Consider the following 19,326-nt stretch of genomic DNA (forward strand, 5'->3'; position numbering starts at 1 on the left):
AGGCGCTCAACCCAAAGGCTGGGAATCATTCGATAGCCACTGCCCCTGCTGTCATCTCGACCATCGGGAGAGATCTCTTTAAAATTCCCGATAGTTCTCTCGCGCAGCTCAAGATGACAAGGAAGGTGATAAATACAAACTGTCCCCTTGAGGACAAGTGAGAACGAGAGGTCGATGCTTGCGAGCAAAGCTCAAGAGGGGTGTAGTCGTCTGCTGATAATTCCCCTCCTCGGAGGTGTGGGTTTATACTTTGCAGGAACAACAGCAACGAAGCTTATACTTCAGCCAAAGCAATCCCAAGCGCCCCTCCTTAGCCAAGGAGGGGCCAGGGGTGGTTGGACCCGGTACTGCAAAAAGTATACATAGGAGCGCCAACCATCCTACCTACCATCTTCTACCCCAGCCCCTAAGATTTAGGCGATCCCTTCAAACCCAGATCCTTCACCCTGTCCCGGATCTGCTTCATAAACTCCTCTCCTGGGTCCACTTTTATGGTTCTGTAGCCGGCGTCGGCTTCTTTCCACAGCGGGTGGCCCTCGAAGTCCTGGTACTCATAATGCCCGATCAGGTACTCAATGTCATACTTGCTTTTGAGATAGCGTACCAAATCTTCATTGGCTTTTAGTTGGGCCTTGGTCAGGCCTTCCTTGCCTCCTCCCACGTTCTCTACGCCGATGGCGCAATGGTTAAGCCCGATCACATGGCGGGCAAAAGCCGTGTCCGGAAGCTGGCGGTAAACGGTGCCGTCACGGTCCACCAGAAACTGGGCAGACACATTCAGGTTACTGGCAGAGCCGATTTCGGTTCGGGCACCGGGCAGAAGCGTCGGGTTCATGGCTGCGAAAGACCGTTCCAGCGTAGGGATGGCAGTCCAGTGCAGCACGATGATTTTGGGCTCGATGTAAGGCGCATCCTTCTCAATGTTATGCCGGTTTTTCATGTACTCGAGCGAGAGCTGCTGCCGCTCCTCGTCAAAAACGATGGGCTTTTCGAGTATCTGGAAGGCAGGGCCGGCGCAGGAACAGAGGAAGTATAAACCCACCGCACTAGCTTTTAATGCTATCCCTCTGAACAACCTGGAATGTGTTTTCATGGAAGTATAAATGAGTATGAATGGTAACGATTTACTTTATGGTTACCGGCACGTAATGCTCCTTTGCCCGGATAGCCTCTGTCAGAGCCTCCTGGGGTTTTCCCAGTCTCTCCAAAAGTATGGCCCTGTTCTGATGGCACTGCGCCGCCACGTATGAATCCGGAAAGGAGCGGGCCGATCGTGTAAACAGCTCATAGGCTTGCTGCCAGAAAGCCGTGTCTGGCAGCGCCATTAGCTCTAGGCCTTCCTGGTAATCCTGCTGCCATGCTTTTGCGATTTCGCTCATACGTTCAGCTTCCTGAAACGCCCGGAAAGGCGGAAAGTGCACCGCTGAGTTCTTCGGTGCAACGGCTGGCATCGGCTTGCTGAAAAACGCTTCCAGTGCTTCCACGTAAGCCTGCGCCTCCCGACGGTTATACTTTTTCTTCTTCAATCGCTTCTCTTCCGCTGCATTGGTAAAAAACGAAGCTTCTGCGATAACGCCCGGTATACCATAGGTATCGCGCAGCACCTTGGTGCCGGCAGTGGCAAAAATCACGTGGTCGGACACCAGGCTTACCGGCGTCTTGCTTTTGTAAAGATGCCTTGCAAGCGCCTGCGCCACATCCATCCCCAAAGCTACGCTAGCCGCGTTCTCGGTGGCATTGCCGTGAAAGTAGATGATCGGAAAATTCACCGCCGGGTCTGCCGTGGCGTTGTGGTGCACCGACAGGAACACATCGGCATTCTTGTCGATAGCCAGCCGGGCGCGGTCCGCCAGCGGAATGTTATCATCCGCCGTGCGTGTCATCACCACCGTTGCGCCTTTCTTCTCCAGCATCTTTTGCAGCAGCAGGGCCACCCGCAGGTTGATCCACTCTTCCCGCTCGCCCGTAGGCCCTGCCCTGTAGCTGTCGGTGGCAGCCGTACCGCCATGGCCCGCGTCCAGGCAGACAACCTTGCCGGCCAGCGGACTGGCTTGCTTCTGGGCAAGTATAGGCTCCCACAGAAGTATGCAAAGTATGATGAGCGGCAGCAGAGAAAGGGGTTTTGACATCAGGATAAAGTATAAAGTATGGCTACCGGTTACTTAATCAGCTTCGGGTCCACGTAAGTGCCGTAGCGGGTGGCGTTGCCCATGCGCCAGAAATACTGGTACAGCACCTCGGACAAGTCCTCTATGGTGTGCTCGGCCTGCCCTTTTACTTTGTAGCTCTCCATCACGGCCACCGCATACGGCCGCTCGGGCAGCAGCACAATCGCCCACTCCGTGGAAACACCATTCAGAATGCCCGGCTTAAAGGCAATCGGTACGTTGTCTGGCAGGCCCGGAGCCAGCCTGCTTGTCTGCCGATCGGTTTTGGAAAGTATGGAGACAATCTCCTCGGAGGCGGCTTTGTTGATGAACTCGCCTTTGTAGAGTAACTGCAGAATTTTGGCAGCATCTGCCGGGGTCGAAATGTTCTCCTCTCCCCTACCCGAGGCGGCTGCATTGATCATCCGGCGCTGCAGCAGGGTGTGCTTTGCCCCGAGTGCGCGCAGCATGGCATTGGTCTCCTGCATACTTACCAGATCGATAAGCGCGTTAGTGGCCGTGTTGTCACTCAGCGTGATCATCAGAATGCCCAGGTTGCGGATGCTCATCGGAGGTGGGCCATCCAGGTCTTTGAGTACGCCGGTTCCTCCCACTACATCTGCCGCCGCCACTTGTCTAATGTCTGTCAGCGAAAACTTTCCCTCATGCGCCTGCTTGTACACACTCATCAGCACCGGAATCTTGATGGCGCTGGCCTGCGGAAACACGACCCCGGCATTAAATGAGAACGTATCGCCAGTGGTAAGATCTACCGCCACGAGCCCCGTCACGGCCGGAGAGCGGTTGATGATCGCGGCCAGTTGGTTCTCGGTTTGCTGCCGCAGCACCTTTTGAGCAGAGGTCTGTGCCATCGTGTTTATACTTATACAAAGGAGTAGCAGCACCAGGCTGATGCAAGAAAGGATTCTCATATTTAAATATAGTAAAAAGAAAATCCCCCTGAAAAGGAGGATTTCTATATTCCTTAGCGGCAACTGATTGTTCAGCATATTGAAAGGTTAGCTTACCTTTAAAATAACCTTGCCAAACTGCTTGTTCTCTTCCAGGTAGCGCACAGCTTCCTCGGCCTGCTCCAGCGGATAAACGATGTCCACAATCGGGCGAATTTCCTTCTCGCTTACCAGTCGCACCATGCTGGCAAAATCCTGACTTGTACCCATGGTGCTGCCAAAAATGGACAACTGTTTCCAGAAGATCTCCGCAGGATTTACCTGCCCTATCATGCCGGTGGTACCGCCATAGATACCGATACGGCCTCCGGGCCGCGCCAGCTTCACCAGCTGCACAAAGCCCTCTCCCGCCGCGCTGTCAATTATCACATCAAAACCACCCGTCTCGGCTTTCAGCTTTTTCCCCCACTCCTCTGTTTTATAGTTGATGCCACCGGTCACGCCCAAGTCCTTGGCCAGGGCAATCTTCTCATCTGTGCCCGAGGTAACCCATACTTCGGCGCCGGCCGCCAGGGCAAACTGTATGGCAAACAGCGCCACGCCTCCCCCGGCACCTGTTACCAGCACACGTTCGCCCTGCTGCAGATCGCACTTGGTAAACAAGGCCCTGTAGGCTGTAACACCCGCCAAGGGCAGAGCGGCGGCCTCCTCAAAGCTCAGGTGAAGCGGCAGTTGGTACAGGTTTGCAGCCGGCACCTTTACGTATTCGGCAAAGGCTCCATGGTGAGGCATACCCAATATGGTATACTCAGCCGAGTGGGCCCTCGAGTTGTCGCCCCAGTCGGCGGAGGGGTCCACCAGCACCTGCTGATCCTGCCAGGCCTTGTCCACGCCCTCGCCTAGCTCAGCCACCACGCCCGCACAGTCGGAACCAAGTATGGCAGGGTATTTCTTAATAAAATAGCGTCCTTTCTGAATCCATACATCGCGCCGGTTAAGGGCGGCGGCCTTTACCTGCACCACCACCTCGCCGGGCCCGGCAACGGGTTTCTCCGCCTCTATCAGGGTAAAAGGCTTGTTGATATCCTCTAAGTATACTGCTTTCATACGGCATGTTTTTGTGTTGATACGCACTAACGCAGACAAAGATAAGACATCGGGTCAGAGTTGAAAGCAGGCCATCCGTTGTCATTTATACTTGCAGCGCCTAACTTGCAGGCATTGCTAACGCCATACTTTATGCCTAACTCATACCACATCCGCCAGGCCACTTCCACCGACTTACCGGTGCTGATGCAACTGGCTGAGGCCACCTGGGGCCCCACATACCAAAGTATACTTTCCAAAGAGCAGCTGTACTATATGTTTGGGGTGATCTACAGCAGGGAGTCGCTGGAGGAGCAGATGCGGCAGGGACAAACGTTCCTGTTGCTGGAAAATGAAGGCGTGCCTGTGGGTTTTGCCTCTTTCTCGGTGAAAGATGCGCAGGCAAATCTCTACAAACTGAACAAGATATACCTTCTGCCGCAAGAGCAGGGCAAGGGCAGCGGCAAGGTGCTGCTACAGGCGGTGGAGGATCGGGTTAAAAAGCTGGGTGCCCGAACACTCGACCTGAATGTAAACCGCCACAACCCGGCCAAGGGCTTTTATGAGCACTGCGGCTACCAGGTGCACCAGCAGGAGGACATCCCCATTGGCCCCTACTGGATGAACGACTTTGTGATGCGGAAAGCCTTGTAAAACAAAAATGGCGGCCTTAAGGCCGCCATTTTTACTCACTCACTTTAAACTTGTACGATATTAGCGGTGCGCGATTGGGTCTGCATTACCGTCAGGGTCATTTTTAACATAACCGTCTGTGGCAATGTTGCCCAGCAGCAACAGGCCGGCCACGTGCGGAGAGGCCATGGAAGTACCGCTGATGGTGTTATAGCCGCCACCTTTCCAGGTAGACAGGATGCTCACGCCCGGGGCGCAGTAGTCTACCGGTGGGTTGCCATAGTTAGAGAAAGAGGCAAAGCGGTCGTTGCTGTCCATCGCCGACACGGTATAGATGTTGGCATGGTTAGCGCGGGCTGGCGAAGAGTTACTGGCATGCGTGCTCTCGTTCCCAGCTGCCAGGGCAAACTTAATGCCTTTAGAGGCTGCTGCCACCACAGCGTCATCCAGGGCCTGCGAAACTGGTCCGCCCAGGCTCATGTTCGCCACGTCGCCGGACTTACCGTTAGCGGCCACGTAGTCCACACCTGCAATTACGCCGGAGTAAGAACCGCTGCCACGGGAATCGAGCACTTTAACAGCTACCACGGTTGCGTCGTAGGCTACGCCTATCACACCCACAGTGTTATTTCTTGCCGCAATGGTACCGGCTACGTGCGTGCCGTGTCCGTTACCGTCATCAGCCGAACCGGCATCTCTGCCCGAGGTAAACACGGTTATACTTCTGGCTACGTCCACGTTCAGGTCCGGGTGGTCCAGGTCGATGCCTGAGTCGATAACCCAGGCTGTTTTACCGGCGCCGCTTCCGTTACCCACGCGCGTAATGCCGTAAGGCACTGTTTGCCCGGCTGAGCCACCACCACCGGTGCCCGGCTTGGCAAGCATCACAATTCTATCCGGCTCCACGTAATCCACACGTGGGTCCTGGCGCAGTTTTGTTGCCTCTTCTGCCGTAATCTTTACAGCGGCTCCTTTAATAGCCTGCCCGAACGCCTGCTCCACGTTTGTCTGGCTAATGCCATTCTCAGCCAGAATGTTTTTGCTGAAGTCACGCACCATTTCTACACGCTGTGCATAAGTGGCAGCCTCGCTCATACGCAGCTTGGCACCATCCTTATATACAACAATGTACTGTCCGGGTATAATTGCACCATTTTCACTTTCTGCCTTAAACTCAGCAACCGGATCTGCGGCATCAACCGACTCGTTGTCACAGGCTGTGAAAGTGCAGGAAAATGTAACTGCTGCTGCTCCTAACATAAGGGATCGCATTACACCCTTGAAATGTAATTTGTTTTTCATGTGAGATAAAATTAAGGTGAGATAAAAATTTATTAATAAACAATGACTACAAACTAGAAACACAGGATGTTATCTGCAAATATTTTAATATAATTATTTATCAACACTGCAAAAAAGGCCGCCCTGCTAAAGAATAGGGCTATTTTCTACAAAGGCAAATTGTATCATTTCTCCGGGTTCGCTCCAGCAGCAAAATTTTACTTTCCCTGTGTTATAACAGAAGTATTCACGCTTTTACGCACTTGAATTTTACCGGGACAACATCGAACTACCCAACAGGCCAACTTCATAGAACATTACAATTATATAGATATTAAATAGTATTGATATATGCCAGGATTAAGTTAAAAAGGCTATCTTTAGGTAAACATGAAAGTATAAGCACTATGAGAAAACCGTTCTTATCCCATCTTGGCCACTCTGTGTTGCTGGCCTTAAGCCTACTCCTGCTAGCTGGCTGTAACAAAACCTCTGACGAGACGGGCAGTGAGACCGTCGAAGCCCCTAGTGAGGAGCCGACGCTGGAACTGTTAACCTCAGAGAATGTGGTTGCTAAGCTGGAGGAGTTCGGCAAAAACAACCCCGACAGCCTGGCGGTTATCGGCACGCGCCACGGCGAAATCAAGGTGCGCCTGTACAAGGAGACGCCTCTGCACCGCGCCAATTTTGTTAGGCTTGCCAAAGCAGGTTTCTACGACCAGGGCGAGTTTTACCGCGTTGTAAAGGGTTTCGCCATCCAGGGCGGCGACTCAGATGATCGCACCATGAAGCAGGGGGCCTATAAAATCCCGCAGGAGTTTAACCCGAAGTACATCCATAAGCGCGGCGCGCTGGCCATGGCCCGCTACGGCGACGACCGTAACCCGGAGAAGGAATCATCGTCCCACAACTTTTATATTGTAACCGGAGAGCCGGTGGATAAGGAGCAGCTGCTGGCTTTTGAGCAAAAGCATGGCATAGACTATACGCCAGAGCAGGAAAAGATCTACTTATCGGTTGGCGGCGAACCTGGCCTGGACACGGAGTACACGGTGTTTGGGGAGGTAGTGGAAGGCATGGATGTGGTGGAGAAGATAGAGCAGGAGCCTGTGGATGCCTCGGAGTGGCCACGCCAGGTGGTGAAGCATACTATTAAAGTGGTGAATGAGTAAGCAGGTTTTGATTTGTGATAATAGTAGAAAATGCGCTGCAGCACTGCAGCGCATTTTTTATGCTATTTATACTTTGTAGCGTCATCTCCCACTTGTACCGCTAATAGCCATTGCTTCCCGTAACTGGACACAAGCTAACCTTACTAGCGACCGTTCATCCTCTAGTTCGCACAAACGTCTCGTTTCATCTCCAACTTGGCTCCCTCCTAGGCCGGGAGGCCTCGCCTCCGGGCATCGCGCGGTGTACATTTCCTGCCCTCGTACCTCGGGCTGCCTACGGCACCGAAAATCTACAAGGCGCTCAACCCAAAGGCTGGGAACAGGTTCGATAGCTCCTGCTATGCAACGTGAACCAAAGTGTCTCCTTGAGGACAAGTGAGAACGGGAGTTCGAACCTTGCGAGCAAAGCTCAATAGGGGTGTAACCGCCTGAAGATAATTCCCCTCTTGGGAGGGGCCAGGGGTGGTTGGACCAGGCACTGCGCAACCAGAAAATCCCCGAACAGCTACGCTATACTTTATACTTCAACCATACTTATTGACCAGAACCGCACTCATACTTTGCCAGGTTATACTTTATATTTCCGCCATACTTCATACTTGCCAACATCACTCTCCTAAACAAAAAACCCGCCCCGGCTATAACATATAACCGGGGCGGGTTTGAAAGTATAAATAGGCTGCGTGTTACTGCACCTGGCGGTTCTTCACGTATTTATCCAGCCACTGGTCCATTTCCCAGAGCATGTGCAGTACCGACTCTTTGGCGCGGTAGCCGTGGCTCTCGGCTGGCAGGAACACGAGGCGGGTAGTGGCGCCGTGGCCTTTCAGGGCGTTGTAGAAGCGCTCGCTCTGCACCGGGAAAGTACCGGAGTTGTTGTCGGCCTCGCCGTGGATGAGCAGGATCGGCTCATTTACTTTGTTGGCAAACGAGAACGGCGACATCTGGAAGTATACTTCCGGGGCCTCCCAGTAAGAGCGCTCCTCCTGCTGGAAGCCAAATGGCGTCAGCGTACGGTTGTAGGCGCCGCTGCGGGCGATACCGGCTGCAAACAGATCGGAGTGGGCCAGCAGGTTACCCGTCATGAACGCGCCGTACGAGTGACCACCCACCGCCACACGCTTCGGATCGGCCACGCCCATTTTCACCACTTCATCAATGGCAGCCTTGGCGCTGGACACCAATTGCTGCACGTAGGTATCGTTTGGCTGCGCATCACCCTCGCCCACAATCGGAATGTCGGTGCGGTCGAGTACAGCGTAGCCCTGCGTTACCCAGAACAGCGGGGAGCCCCAGCTGATGCGCGTAAACTCGTAAGGTGAGCTTTTCACCTGGCCGGCAGCAGCAGCGTTCTTGAACTCGCGTGGATAAGCCCAAAGCAGCATCGGCAGCGGACCATCTTCTTTCTTATAGCCCTTCGGCAAGTATAGCATGGCCGTCAGGTTCACACCGTCTTCGCGCTTATACTGCAGCATCTGCTTCTGCACGCCCTCCAGCTGCGGTGCAGGGTGCGGGAATTTCGTTACCTGCGTCAGCTTCTTGCTTTTCAGGTCGCGCACAAAGTAGTTCGGCGGGTCATTCTCAGACTCTCTACGGGTGATAATCTTCTTGCTGTTCAGGTCGATGATATCTACCGGGCGCTCGTAGTAAGGCGCTTCGGAACGCCATAGAATATCTGCTTTCTTCGATTTGAGGTTAAACTCGCTCACAAACGGGCGGTTCCCTTCCGGTGAGCCACCCTCGGAGATCATGTAGATGTTCTGCTTCTTTTTATCGGTCAGCAGCACGTTGCGGCCATACTTGTTCCTGGTGAATACCGGAGAGCCGGGGTCGTTGTAATTATCCTCATAAGATCGCTCGATCAGCACAGTGGCTTTGGCAGCCGGCTTGGCAGGGTCTACCAGTGTGTTGCGTTCGGTGCGGGTTTTCCACCAGCGCTCGCTCACGATGGCCAAGCCTTCGCCCCACATCACGCCACGGTAGCGGTACTTGGTAGCGGCCAGTTGCGTTGGTTTTCCGTTGAAGGGAGCGTCCAGCATGTACACGTGGTCGCGTACAGCAACCTCCTTGTTGGCATCGCCGCCGTCCTGTGCTTCGGCCCAGTAAAGGGTGGCCGGTTTATCAGGGCGCCAGTTATAGCTGCGCGGTCCTTTGGCCACGGCATCAAACGCGATGGGAATGTCCTCGGCCAAAGGCAATTGCGCCAGCTCTTTCACTACCTGCCCGCTACGGTTCCATACTTCCACCTTGTAAGGGAAGTAGTAATGCGGCACCAGGTATGAGTAGGGCTTCTGAATGGTTTGCACCAGCAGGTACTGCCCGTCCGGAGAGGCATCTATACTTTTAACGATGCCTGGCTTGCCAACCGGCTCCTGCTTGCCGTCTATGCTTACCAGCTTCAGCTGCGTTTGCATGTAATAGTCGAACAGCTGCTCGTCGTAACGGTTTTTCAGCAAATCCTGGTAGGTGCGCGAGGGCTTGGCTTTGCCGATGTTCTCCTGGATGGTTGGGCCGGAAGGTACGTGGGTGGCCTGTGGCATCTGGCCACGTTTCTCGTCCACAAACTTCACCAGCAGCGTTTTGCTGTCCGACAGCCACTCGAACGGGCGGCCACTGTAGGCATCGTTTATAACGGCCTCCGTCAGTTTTTTGGCCTGCCTGGTGCTAAGGTCGGCTGTCCAGAGTTCTATGCCATTGGCCTTGGTGTGCGTAAAGGCAATATACTTTTGGTCCGGCGACCAGGTAATGTTGGAGAGCTGTGCGTTCTGCGGCAGGCCCTTTATCTCAAACTCTTCGGCATTGCTCACCTTCTTCAGCTTGAGGCCGTTGTAGTAGTTACCGCGGCTGGGGCCATTGGTGGCAGGGTTGATGCGCATGCCGGCCAGTCTGCTCTCCGGCGCCGACACCTCCTCTATACTTGGGTAGCCCGGGCTCTCCAGGAGCAGCATCCACTCCCCGTTGGCGCTTATACTTACTGCCGGTGTGCTCGGCGCCTCAATAATTGCCGCGATGGCCTCGGGTGGGCGCTGGTACCCGGAGTTGGCATCCTGGGCCGTTGCCACAGGAGCACTGCCCAGCAGCACTGCGAACAGCACGCTGGAGGCGAGGCGCTTTACTGCCTTTGTTTTTGTAAGGTTCATACTTATAGGTGAAAGATTAGTTAAAGTTGATTATGTAGACTCCCGGCAAAGCTAAAAGTTTAAAGCAGATTGATGTTTGCACGTATACTTTCAGAATACTATATTTAGTAAATCTAATGATTTTATACGCTACACCATCTAACCGCTATGAAACAATTACTTATACTTGCTAGCCTGCTTTTCCTCTCCTCCAGTCTTTCAGCACAGGACAAAAAGATTCCAAAACTTGTAATTGAAAAGGGGCAAACCTACGTCGTTGGCCCTGAGAATACACTGTTTGTAGACACCCTTATACTGGAGGACAAGGCCACCATACAGTTTGCCCCCGACCGGCAGGGCGTTCTGGAGACGAAGGTGGTATTTGTAGGAAAGGATTGCCTGATAACCTCAAGAGGCGCAAACGGAAAAGCCGGCAAAAACGCCAATCCTGGCACTGACGGTGAAAATGGCGGCAATCTAAGTCTGGTTTTGCCCTTCGTAGATCTCGGTGGCCTGACCATAGACACCAGGGGAGGACGGGGTGGCAATGGAGTATATGGCAAGAAAGGGCAGAATGGCAAGGAGGAGACGCGGGATGTAAGAGTAACAGACGCAAATGGGAAGACAACTGTCTCTACTGTGACGGTTTCAGTAAAGTCCTGCACTGATGGAGGCAATGCCACTATGGGCGGAAATGGAGGCCATGGCGGCAACATCATTCTTCTCTACAGCGCGGCCGACTTTATACCTGTCTTCAATCATAGTAAGAGCAAGCGTAATATTAACATACTCTACCAAGCGGGCACGAGGGGAAGAAACGGTATACCTGGCAAAGGCGGCTCGCTTTGCGCTGATGGAAAATTGCTCCATTCTGAGGTAAGGGAGGCCAAAAACGGCGAACTGATGCTGGTGAATTTAGAACAGCAATCACAGGCACTTTTACCGGAAGCAATCCCTATAGGGTACTAATCTATACTTTCAATATATTTAGAGAAGCATCCTAAGCTTAACAGATGATCAAAGTAGTAGAACTCACCTCCGTTACCGGAAAAGTATTCCTGACGATTGAGTATGATGCGGTTAACAACTGGATCTACAATAACTGGCTGGGATATGTTAGCCCCGACAATGTGAAGCTGGGCTCTCTGGCCGTACTGGAAGCCTTTCAGGAATACAAAACTCCCTACGGCCTGAACAACAACACAGAACTGGTGGGGCGCTGGGACGAGTCGGTTGACTGGATTGAGAAAGAATGGATGCCGAAGGCAGTGGCTGCCGGCTTACGCTGCTATGCCCATGTGGCGAACAAGGAATCGTTTGCAGCGCCATCTGCTGCAGAAATGCAAAGCCGCAGCCAGGACATGTTTGATATGCGCGTCTTCAACGACATGGAAAGTGCAAAAAAATGGCTCCGGGACTGTCAGAAACTAGAAAGCTAACGCGTTTAGAGTTTAAATCAGATAACGATCAACCAGCAACTAATGCCCCTTCCCGAAACTTATCTATCCTAAATGGGCTTTAACAAGTAACAACACCCTATTTTGATTTCATGAGCAGCAGATTTGATATACCTGAGAAGGTGATATATGTATGCACGGGCAGCAAGTGCAAAAAGAAGGGCGGCAAAGACCTTGGCAAGTTTTTCAGAGGCCTGATTAAGGAACTGGGCCTGAAGGGGCAGGTGGAAGTGGTAAAAACCGACTGCACCGACCGCTGCGACTTTGCTCCCGTTACCTGCATTCAGCCCGCCAACGCCTGGATGCCCTACACCGACGAGCGAAAGGCCAAAGAGGCTTTTGAGCAACATGTACTCTCTGCCAGAAAAGAAGACCAATAAAAACAGGGCGGCCCCGGAAATTTCCGGGGCCGCCCTGTTTTTATACTTCCTTATACTTGGGTTTTACCCCTCATACTCGTCTTCATACTTTATCTTCGGCACACGCTTGTCGATTTCGTACTGGCCGGTACCTTCTTCGCCAATTACCTCGAAAAGCTCAAGGGCACGACGTGCCACATACTCCTCTTCGATCTGCTCCTTCAGGAACCACTGCAGGAACGTAAAGGTAACGTAGTCCTTCTCCTTCTGGCACTTGTCGGCTATGCGGTTAAAAGACTGCGTAACGGCAATTTCCTGCTGCAGCGCCTGCTCAAATACGCTTCTAAAGGATTCAAACTCGATCTGGATGTTGTTTACGCTCGGTGAAATGGCACGGCCGCCCATGTCGGATACATACTTGAACAGACGCAGCATGTGCTCCCGCTCCTCATCCGATTGCTGCTTAAAATAGCCTGCGCTAAAGTCGAACCCGTTTCGGTCGCACCAGCTGCTCATGGCCAGGTACATGGCCGAGGCCTCCGCCTCCATCTTTATCTGCTCGTTCAGTATCTGCTCTATCGTTTCGCTGAGCGATGTTCTCAGTCTTAGTAAGTCTTTCATCTTTGGGTGTTTTTGGTAGTGATTGGAACTAATGGGCACATATCGCCCTTTCTTAATACCCTAAGATTATCACTTTTGTTGTGCATACGCAACACAGAGGCAAAATTCGGAAGCAGTCTAAATAAAAAAAGCACAGCCTTTTAGGCCATGCTTTCAGTTTTAATCTATAACAATTGCTTGGTGTTCTTACACAAGGCTGGCATTGAGGCATTCGTGCAACATGCTGTTCAGCTCCAGCACAAACTTAGCCCCGGAGAGCAGCTCCTTCAGTGCGTATACCTCAGTGAGTGGCAGCACAAAGCAGCGGTCGCAGCCGCATACGGTTATAATGCTGAAATCGGAGGAGCGCTCCGGACTGCTGGCCATCGCATCCAGATCTATCTTATCCACAGTGCGCTTGAGGCGCAGGAAAGCATCCAACTTTAATACCGTGAGCTCACCTGCAAAACTGAGCATCAAACGGTTGTGGCGGTCGCACTGGTAAACGGCTCCGGCTTCGGAAGTATAAATCTCGGGTAGTTGCGCGGCTGTATGCATCATGTAAAATAAATGGCTGCCCAGGCTGCTTATTTGCTGGTATTGCAAATCTAAAGACTATTTAGAACCAGTCCAAATAAATTCAACTTAATTTAGAATCTCTCCAGATAATTGCCTTTGTATTCATTTTATACTTTAGCACAGCCCTGTTTTGGTAAACTACCCCCAGTTGAAGTATAATACCCAGGTTGCGATTTGCTTTAGTGAAGGTCTAAACCCACCCCACCCCTGGGAGGAGAGGAATCGGTGAACGATTATTATCCCCCTGCCCCCTTCAAAGGGGGACTTAGCTTCAAGTATAATTCCCCTCATCTGGACTAACCAAAACGTGAGTTTTGAGTTAGCGAGCGTAGCTCTAAGGGGTGGGTTCATCAGAACTTGAAGGGAAGTATAAATGAAGTATAAAATATGGCCTGGAAGCTGATGGATTTATACTTTCATGAAGCAGGCGATGCGCTATACTTCTATCCCCTTACAGTACCTTTAATTTGCTGGCTCTGGTAAGTATAATTTTCAGGTTGAGACGCACCAAATCGCCCATGCATTTGCAGCTCAGGAACTCTTCGGTGCCATGGTGCTGCGCCAGCTCCTGCTTCAGCTGCTCTATTTTCTCGGGTGTGGAGATAGTGTCTTGCCGCATGCAGTCGATAAGGTCTTTGAGGCGGTAGCGAGCGGATTTAAGCCGCCGGAACATAAGGGTGCGCTCCTCGTTCTGGTACTGCCGCACCACATCCGGCTTCAGCAGCTTTAGCACCAGGTCCACAATCTTGTTGTTGTCTTTAAAGAACTGGGGCAGGTACATGCTCTTCTTGCCTTCGTACGATTGCTGGTCGAAGTCGATGGGCCGCACCCGGTACTGCTCGTCCTCGAAATCGGGGGTCACGTCCACCACATAGTTGTAGGAGCGCATATCCCCCAGCAGGCGCACAAAGCAGCGCTCGTTAAACTTCACAAACTCCTTGGCAATGCGCACTTTGTTGGCGTTGGGCCTGCCCAGGTAATCTTTTATGAACGTATCGCCCGGAATGCCGGCAATGTGCTCTTCAATCAGCGTGTCGCCATCCACCAGGTAGTTAATGCGGCTCGGCGAAAGGATGTGCTCCAACTCCAGGCCGTACACCCGCGAGGCATCGGCGCGCTTCACGTAGAAGTAGTCGTAGTTGTCGTTGAGCTGGTTCATGATCTGCACCCGGAAGGGATTGGAATTGCCGAAGGTGCAGTAGTCGATCCGTGACACGTACAGGTGCTCCATCACCGACACATCCCCGTCGGTTTTCAGCAGCGCGTAGATCATGGTCAGGCCCTTGTTTAGCTCCTGCTGCGTCTGCTGGTCGTACATCACCGTCTCCCAGAGCGTATCATGGCCCTGCTTGTCGTAGTACGGGAAGGAGTCCGAGTAATGCAGCAGGCCTTCGTAAAGCACCGGCAGCTTCGTTTCGCGGTCGTAGTACTGCAGGTACTTGCGCAACCCCTTGCTGATCGGGTAAAACAGCTTCTTTTTGGAGATATACACGGTGGAGTTAAAGAATTTAGGAGTTAGAGAGTTTAGGAGGTGTAAAAGTAGATCCAGCCGTACTTCACCCCTTTTCTTATCTGCAGATAAATTACGAGTAAATGCAGCAAATAACTATACTGCCTGCCAGAAGCCTTTTTAACTCTCAAACTCTTAAACTCCCCAACTCTCTAACTGAAGCTAACTCTCCAGCAGGTTATTCTGATTTAGCACTTGCAGCACTTCGTTTTTGTAGAAGCGACCGATAGGGATTTCTGTTTTTCCGATGTCTACGGTGGAGGCTGAGAAGGCCTGTATTTTGTCGAGGGCTACGATAAAAGAGCGGTGGATGCGCAGAAATTTTTCCGGCGGCAGTTTCTCCTCCAGGAAAGAGATTTTCTGATAAGAGATTATCTCCTTCGTCTCGGTTTTTACCCGGATGTAGTCTTTCAGGCTCTCGATATAAAGTATGTCCGCCAGCATCACCTTCACCATTTTCTTATCGGCTTTCAGGTAAATAAAGGCTTCCTTATAATCTAGGAAAGCACCTGCCGGAGCCACGGGCGCCACGTGCGGGGCTAGCGCAGCGGCAATGGGCTGTGGGTCGGGTACTGTAACTTTGGATACGGCTTTGAGAAAACGCTCGAAGGCGATGGGCTTGAGCAGGTAGTCCACCACATTCAGCTCGAAACCCTCCACGGCATAGTCGCGGTAGGCAGTGGTAAAGATTACCTTGGGCGGATTGGCCAGCGATTTGAGGAAATCGATGCCCGTCAGTTTCGGCATCTGTATGTCCAGAAAAGCTAGGTCGATGCGCTCGTTTTGCAGGCAGGTATAGGCTTCCACGGCATTGTTGCAGCGGCATACCAGCTCCAGGTTGTCGAGCCGCTGGATAAACGTCTCCAGCACGTCCAGCGCCAGAGGCTCGTCATCCACTATCATGCAGCGTATTTTATTCATAGTCTATACTTGTTTCAGTATAACGGAATGTATGGCAAAGGGTAGCGTCTAAAAGTATAAACGCCCTCATTGAGGCGGATTTATACTTCATGTCCCTCCACCGTTAATGCCAGAGATGTAGTTCAGCTGGCTCCAGCCTGCCCATACTTGCTTGCACTTTCCCCTTTCGGGCCAGATGCATGGTAAATGTAACTTTACCACAAGCAAAAAGCCTGCGGCAGGTGCCGTTCTTACTCGATTTCTATTTCCAGCCTGGCGGCGTAGCTGTCCTGCTCCTCCTCCACTTCCAGCTCGTAGCGGCCTTCGTAGAGCAGCTCCAGGCGGCGCTGCAGGTTTTTAAGGCCGATGCCGGAGGCCATGTCGCGGGAGCTGCTGCTAGCTTTGTTCGAGCATTTGCAGTTCTCTACCAGCAGCACCAGTTTGCCGTCCGTTACCTTTACATCAATCCTGATCCAGGCATCCTTGGTTTCGGTGCTCACGCCGTGCTTAAAGGCGTTCTCCACGAAGGGCAGCAACAGCATGGGCGCAATCTGCTTGCCGGCTATACTGCCGGTGGCCGAAAACTGCACATCCACCCTGTCGCCGTAGCGCACCTCTTCCAGGGCAATGTAGTTCTGAATATAGGCCAGCTCCTTATCCAGGGGCACCATAGGGGCATTGGCGTCGTGCAGCATGTAGTCCATCAGGCCCGAGAGCTTCAGCACCACCTCCGGCGCATTGTCCGATTTCTTGAGCGTAAGCGAGTACAGGCTATTGAGCGTGTTGAACAAAAAGTGCGGGTGGATCTGCCCTTTCAGGAACTTGAGCTCGGCCTCCAGCTTGTCCTGCGTCAGGTCGCGGGCGGCCCGCTGATGGCTGTACCAGTATTTGAGCAACGCAATGACGGCGGTGATGGTCACCACGTAGTTGATGTTGACGATGTTCTTGATAAAGCGGTAAAACGTCAGGCTGTCCTCGGTGCAGGTGGTGGGGCAGAAAATAGGGTGGATCAGAAACGGCAGCAGCACAAACTGCATCAGCCCGGCAATGGCCCCCATCAGCAGCAGCAGGTACACGAAAAACTCCAGGTAGCGCTTCTGCAGCAGGTAGCGCGGCATCAGGTAGTACATGTTAAAGTATACCAGGGCCATCTTAAACGGCAGCTCCACCAACTCCACCATAAAGGCGTTATAATAGTCGTCGATATAGCTGCCATACAGCAGGCCGAAGAATACCACATACACCGCCCAGAAGAACAGGTGCAGCAGCATTCGGTTTTGTGTTACATTACCAACCTCTGGCAGGCTCCAGGTGGCTACGTTGCTCTCCAGGGTGTTGGCCGTACTCAACTTCATCTCCATACTACAAAGGTATATTTTCTGGTGCAAGGCGTTATACGCTCTTCCTTACTTTTAGACGTGCGCCCACACTAGCGGCTTAAACGGCTAGCTTTGGCTTACTAACAGCTTTCCCGGGAAAAAGTGCCCCACACAGCAAATCCACACGGGAAGGTATTATCCAGCGCTTTGCGAAAGCTCAAAAAACCACTATTCAAATATTTTTATATTTAAAATTAAATTTATACATTATACCCAAATTCCCTACATACCTCCACCATGCGAAAGATAAACTTAACCTGCTTCTTAATTTTAGTCATTGCCACCTATGCCAAGGCACAAGTGGAGGCCGCTGCCAAGTATAACAAAGCCATCTTTGTTGAGGTCCTTGGCAATGGGCTGGGCATTACCGCTAATTATGACATGCGCCTCACCAAAGGGGAGCAGGGCGGGTTTGGCTTTCGCGCGGGCGTGGGAGGCCTGGCACTGGGTACTGCGGATTCTGACGGCACCTCCACTACCAGCAGCCTCGTCACTTTCCCGCTTACCTTAAATTACCTGGCAGGCCAGCGCCGGAGTGCCTTTGAGGCAGGCATAGGCCTAACGCCTGTTTACGCAAGTATGGCGGTTCAGAAAACAAATAACCCGGGCGTAACGAAGGTGGATGGCTGGGGCGCCACCGGATTTATCAACATGGGTTATCGCTACCAGCCGCTCAACGATGGCCTCGTGTTCCGCTTTGACTGGACTCCTGCCTTTAACAGCGCCGGCTTCTCCCCTGCCTGGTTTGGCATGTCGGTTGGCTACGGCTTCAAGTAAGCTTTTCAGTCATTATGGTATTTCTCGCCCCGCAGAATGGTAAAACCGCGGTAGAGCTGTTCGAAGAAGAAAAGGCGCACCATCTGGTGGGTGAACGTCATTTTGGAAAGCGAGATCTTGTCGTTGGCCCGCGCGTATACTTCGGGCGAGAACCCGAAGGCACCGCCCACGGCAAATACCAGGTTGGTGGTAACGGCATTGAGCTTTTTCTGCAGAAAGGTGGCAAACTCCTGTGAGGTGAAGCTCTTGCCTTTCTCGTCGAGCAGGATGAGGTGGTCGCCTTCCTGCACTTTGCCAAGTATAAGTTTGCCCTCTGCCTCCTTCAGCTTATCTGCCGTATACTTTCCGGCCTGCTTCAGATCTGGTATCACGATAAACTCCACCGAGTGGTAATGCTTCAGCCGTTTGAGGTACTTTTCAATCCCCTCGTCCAGAAACGCTTCATCGGTTTTGCCTATAACGATTAGTTTTATCTTCATCCGGTGTTGATTTCGCGCCAATTTCGCTCATAAAGGGGGAGTTTGCAAACGGGGGCGTCGTAATAGGCTATACTCCTGAACAGGTTAAAATATCTGGATTCAAGGATCTGTCCCATTTTATCCTGTTCCTGCCTCAGTTCATCGGTACTTTTACCCGCAGTTTCTGTACCGACACAAGGAATCAAAGCATAAGTATAGATCTTGCGCCTGTCTGTCTAGAACACAGGCAACCTTCCCTCCTACTTTCTTATCTTTATACTACTACTCAAGCACTTGCACCCGACCGGAGTAGCTACCAAACCCGACACCAAATAATATAAGACTATGAAAAAAGTAATCTTTACCCTGCTGGCAATGGCATTGCTGGTAGTGACCGCGCCTGGCGCCCAGGCACAGGAAACCGAGGCGGAGCAGCTAAGCTCCAAGCAGGCGCATGAACTGCTCCGCCGTTTGTCCGGTAACTGGCTGGTGAGCCACTACTCCTGGCAGCCTCACAGCAAGATGTTCCATCAAACCACGGGCGAGGCTAACATCAGCCGTGCCCGCCAGGGCAGCTACCTGCTGGAGCAGACAGACGTAAAACTTCCGGACGGCAGTATACAGCGACAGGAGTGTTTCCTGGGGTATTCCCTTGCCAAGGGCCGCTTTGAGCTAATCCAGGCAGATGGGGAAGACAAAAACACCTCGCTGCTGGTGGGTGAGTGGAACCCTGAGTATAATGCCATTACCCTAAGGCACCCGGACGGGCTGAAGAAGGGAGACCCTACCAGTATGGAGTATGTGTATATATTTCTGCCGCAGAACACCCTGCTGAAAATGGCGCGTTCCCTGGATGAAGAGGGGAATTACCTGATTCACTCAAAAGTATACTTCGTGCCCAGGCATACAGCGCTCCACTGAGAGCAGCTAACCCGGGAGCGATCTGCCGCTACTGTAC

At 52.4% G+C, this 19,326-nt stretch carries 19 protein-coding genes; 7 read left to right on the forward strand and 12 right to left on the reverse strand.

Translation table 11 applies throughout. The features are described from left to right. Nucleotides 1–406: 406 nt before the first annotated feature. The 4 genes from BM040_RS06785 to BM040_RS06800 form a co-directional block, all read right to left on the reverse strand. Nucleotides 407–1,093: an N-acetylmuramoyl-L-alanine amidase gene (locus tag BM040_RS06785; protein ID WP_092099756.1), complete on the reverse strand. Its 687-nt coding sequence runs from the start codon at nt 1,091–1,093 to the stop codon at nt 407–409. 31 nt (nt 1,094–1,124) lie between these two features. Then, nucleotides 1,125–2,129 carry an N-acetylmuramoyl-L-alanine amidase family protein gene (locus BM040_RS06790; protein ID WP_092099757.1) on the reverse strand — a complete coding sequence of 335 codons (1,005 nt, stop codon included), beginning with the start codon at nt 2,127–2,129 and terminating at the stop codon, nt 1,125–1,127. A 29-nt stretch (nt 2,130–2,158) separates the two neighbouring features. Beyond that, the gene (locus tag BM040_RS06795; RefSeq protein ID WP_175491008.1) at nt 2,159–3,079 is read right to left on the reverse strand and encodes a serine hydrolase; all 921 of its coding nucleotides are present in this window, start codon (nt 3,077–3,079) and stop codon (nt 2,159–2,161) included. A gap of 87 nt (nt 3,080–3,166) precedes the next feature. Then, a complete protein-coding gene (locus BM040_RS06800) occupies nt 3,167–4,165 on the reverse strand; it encodes a quinone oxidoreductase family protein (protein ID WP_092099759.1) in 999 nt (332 codons plus the stop codon). A gap of 132 nt (nt 4,166–4,297) precedes the next feature. Here BM040_RS06800 and BM040_RS06805 point away from each other — a divergent pair, with 132 nt between their 5' ends. Further along, the gene (locus BM040_RS06805; RefSeq protein WP_092099760.1) at nt 4,298–4,798 is read left to right on the forward strand and encodes a GNAT family N-acetyltransferase; all 501 of its coding nucleotides are present in this window, start codon (nt 4,298–4,300) and stop codon (nt 4,796–4,798) included. Nucleotides 4,799–4,858: 60 nt separating this feature from the next. Here BM040_RS06805 and BM040_RS06810 read toward each other — a convergent pair whose 3' ends face one another. Continuing rightward, nucleotides 4,859–6,037: a S8 family serine peptidase gene (locus BM040_RS06810; RefSeq protein ID WP_245756125.1), complete on the reverse strand. Its 1,179-nt coding sequence runs from the start codon at nt 6,035–6,037 to the stop codon at nt 4,859–4,861. A 428-nt stretch (nt 6,038–6,465) separates the two neighbouring features. On the opposite strand from BM040_RS06810, the gene BM040_RS06815 reads away from it, so the two are divergent. Next, on the forward strand, nt 6,466–7,230 hold the full coding sequence (locus tag BM040_RS06815) for a peptidylprolyl isomerase (RefSeq protein ID WP_092099762.1): 765 nt from the start codon (nt 6,466–6,468) through the stop codon (nt 7,228–7,230). A gap of 686 nt (nt 7,231–7,916) precedes the next feature. Here the strand turns inward: BM040_RS06815 and BM040_RS06820 are convergent. Further along, nucleotides 7,917–10,370: a S9 family peptidase gene (locus BM040_RS06820; protein ID WP_092099763.1), complete on the reverse strand. Its 2,454-nt coding sequence runs from the start codon at nt 10,368–10,370 to the stop codon at nt 7,917–7,919. Between the two features lie 147 nt (nt 10,371–10,517). Here BM040_RS06820 and BM040_RS06825 point away from each other — a divergent pair, with 147 nt between their 5' ends. The 3 genes from BM040_RS06825 (at nt 10,518) to BM040_RS06835 (ending at nt 12,186) form a co-directional block, all read left to right on the forward strand. Beyond that, nucleotides 10,518–11,318, forward strand: a complete 801-nt coding sequence (locus tag BM040_RS06825; RefSeq protein WP_092099764.1) for a hypothetical protein — start codon at nt 10,518–10,520, stop codon at nt 11,316–11,318. Nucleotides 11,319–11,362: 44 nt separating this feature from the next. Beyond that, on the forward strand, nt 11,363–11,788 hold the full coding sequence (locus tag BM040_RS06830; RefSeq protein WP_092099765.1) for a hypothetical protein: 426 nt from the start codon (nt 11,363–11,365) through the stop codon (nt 11,786–11,788). A gap of 110 nt (nt 11,789–11,898) precedes the next feature. Then, nucleotides 11,899–12,186 (forward strand): (2Fe-2S) ferredoxin domain-containing protein, encoded by a 288-nt coding sequence (locus tag BM040_RS06835; RefSeq protein WP_092099766.1) that lies wholly within the window; start codon nt 11,899–11,901, stop codon nt 12,184–12,186. 63 nt (nt 12,187–12,249) lie between these two features. Here the strand turns inward: BM040_RS06835 and BM040_RS06840 are convergent, their stop codons facing one another. The 5 genes from BM040_RS06840 to BM040_RS06865 form a co-directional block, all read right to left on the reverse strand. Next, complete coding sequence (locus BM040_RS06840) at nt 12,250–12,786, reverse strand: ferritin (RefSeq protein ID WP_092099767.1); 537 nt, start codon at nt 12,784–12,786, stop codon at nt 12,250–12,252. Between the two features lie 186 nt (nt 12,787–12,972). Next, nucleotides 12,973–13,326, reverse strand: coding sequence for a hypothetical protein (locus tag BM040_RS06845; protein WP_092100300.1), 354 nt, complete (start codon nt 13,324–13,326; stop codon nt 12,973–12,975). Nucleotides 13,327–13,795: 469 nt separating this feature from the next. Beyond that, the gene (locus BM040_RS06855; protein WP_092099769.1) at nt 13,796–14,836 is read right to left on the reverse strand and encodes a hypothetical protein; all 1,041 of its coding nucleotides are present in this window, start codon (nt 14,834–14,836) and stop codon (nt 13,796–13,798) included. 180 nt (nt 14,837–15,016) lie between these two features. Further along, entirely contained in the window at nt 15,017–15,775 is a 759-nt protein-coding gene (locus BM040_RS06860) for a LytR/AlgR family response regulator transcription factor (protein ID WP_092099770.1), read from the reverse strand. 230 nt (nt 15,776–16,005) lie between these two features. Continuing rightward, complete coding sequence (locus tag BM040_RS06865) at nt 16,006–17,115, reverse strand: sensor histidine kinase (RefSeq protein WP_092099771.1); 1,110 nt, start codon at nt 17,113–17,115, stop codon at nt 16,006–16,008. A gap of 255 nt (nt 17,116–17,370) precedes the next feature. On the opposite strand from BM040_RS06865, the gene BM040_RS06870 reads away from it, so the two are divergent. After that, nucleotides 17,371–17,910: a hypothetical protein gene (locus BM040_RS06870; protein ID WP_092099772.1), complete on the forward strand. Its 540-nt coding sequence runs from the start codon at nt 17,371–17,373 to the stop codon at nt 17,908–17,910. A gap of 5 nt (nt 17,911–17,915) precedes the next feature. Here the strand turns inward: BM040_RS06870 and rlmH are convergent, their stop codons facing one another. Beyond that, nucleotides 17,916–18,389 (reverse strand): 23S rRNA (pseudouridine(1915)-N(3))-methyltransferase RlmH, encoded by a 474-nt coding sequence (gene rlmH / locus BM040_RS06875; protein ID WP_092099773.1) that lies wholly within the window; start codon nt 18,387–18,389, stop codon nt 17,916–17,918. Between the two features lie 324 nt (nt 18,390–18,713). On the opposite strand from rlmH, the gene BM040_RS06885 reads away from it, so the two are divergent. Beyond that, a complete protein-coding gene (locus BM040_RS06885; protein WP_092099775.1) occupies nt 18,714–19,289 on the forward strand; it encodes a DUF1579 family protein in 576 nt (191 codons plus the stop codon). The last annotated feature ends 37 nt before the right edge of the window (nt 19,290–19,326 follow it).

The sequence above is a fragment of the Pontibacter chinhatensis genome (genome assembly GCF_900113285.1).
In the GTDB taxonomy this organism is placed as follows: Bacteria; Bacteroidota; Bacteroidia; order Cytophagales; family Hymenobacteraceae; genus Pontibacter; species Pontibacter chinhatensis.

Coding starts and splice junctions, on each gene's coding strand:
- BM040_RS06830 (WP_092099765.1), top strand. CDS start 11,363: ATGATCAAAGTAGTAGAACTCACCTCCGTTACCGGAAAAGTATTCCTG.
- BM040_RS06800 (WP_092099759.1), bottom strand. CDS start 4,165: ATGAAAGCAGTATACTTAGAGGATATCAACAAGCCTTTTACCCTGATA.
- BM040_RS06870 (WP_092099772.1), top strand. CDS start 17,371: ATGCGAAAGATAAACTTAACCTGCTTCTTAATTTTAGTCATTGCCACC.
- BM040_RS06810 (WP_245756125.1), bottom strand. CDS start 6,037: ATGTTAGGAGCAGCAGCAGTTACATTTTCCTGCACTTTCACAGCCTGT.
- BM040_RS06820 (WP_092099763.1), bottom strand. CDS start 10,370: ATGAACCTTACAAAAACAAAGGCAGTAAAGCGCCTCGCCTCCAGCGTG.
- rlmH (WP_092099773.1), bottom strand. CDS start 18,389: ATGAAGATAAAACTAATCGTTATAGGCAAAACCGATGAAGCGTTTCTG.
- BM040_RS06865 (WP_092099771.1), bottom strand. CDS start 17,115: ATGGAGATGAAGTTGAGTACGGCCAACACCCTGGAGAGCAACGTAGCC.
- BM040_RS06785 (WP_092099756.1), bottom strand. CDS start 1,093: ATGAAAACACATTCCAGGTTGTTCAGAGGGATAGCATTAAAAGCTAGT.
- BM040_RS06795 (WP_175491008.1), bottom strand. CDS start 3,079: ATGAGAATCCTTTCTTGCATCAGCCTGGTGCTGCTACTCCTTTGTATA.
- BM040_RS06825 (WP_092099764.1), top strand. CDS start 10,518: ATGAAACAATTACTTATACTTGCTAGCCTGCTTTTCCTCTCCTCCAGT.
- BM040_RS06840 (WP_092099767.1), bottom strand. CDS start 12,786: ATGAAAGACTTACTAAGACTGAGAACATCGCTCAGCGAAACGATAGAG.
- BM040_RS06790 (WP_092099757.1), bottom strand. CDS start 2,129: ATGTCAAAACCCCTTTCTCTGCTGCCGCTCATCATACTTTGCATACTT.
- BM040_RS06835 (WP_092099766.1), top strand. CDS start 11,899: ATGAGCAGCAGATTTGATATACCTGAGAAGGTGATATATGTATGCACG.
- BM040_RS06885 (WP_092099775.1), top strand. CDS start 18,714: ATGAAAAAAGTAATCTTTACCCTGCTGGCAATGGCATTGCTGGTAGTG.
- BM040_RS06805 (WP_092099760.1), top strand. CDS start 4,298: ATGCCTAACTCATACCACATCCGCCAGGCCACTTCCACCGACTTACCG.
- BM040_RS06815 (WP_092099762.1), top strand. CDS start 6,466: ATGAGAAAACCGTTCTTATCCCATCTTGGCCACTCTGTGTTGCTGGCC.
- BM040_RS06860 (WP_092099770.1), bottom strand. CDS start 15,775: ATGAATAAAATACGCTGCATGATAGTGGATGACGAGCCTCTGGCGCTG.
- BM040_RS06845 (WP_092100300.1), bottom strand. CDS start 13,326: ATGATGCATACAGCCGCGCAACTACCCGAGATTTATACTTCCGAAGCC.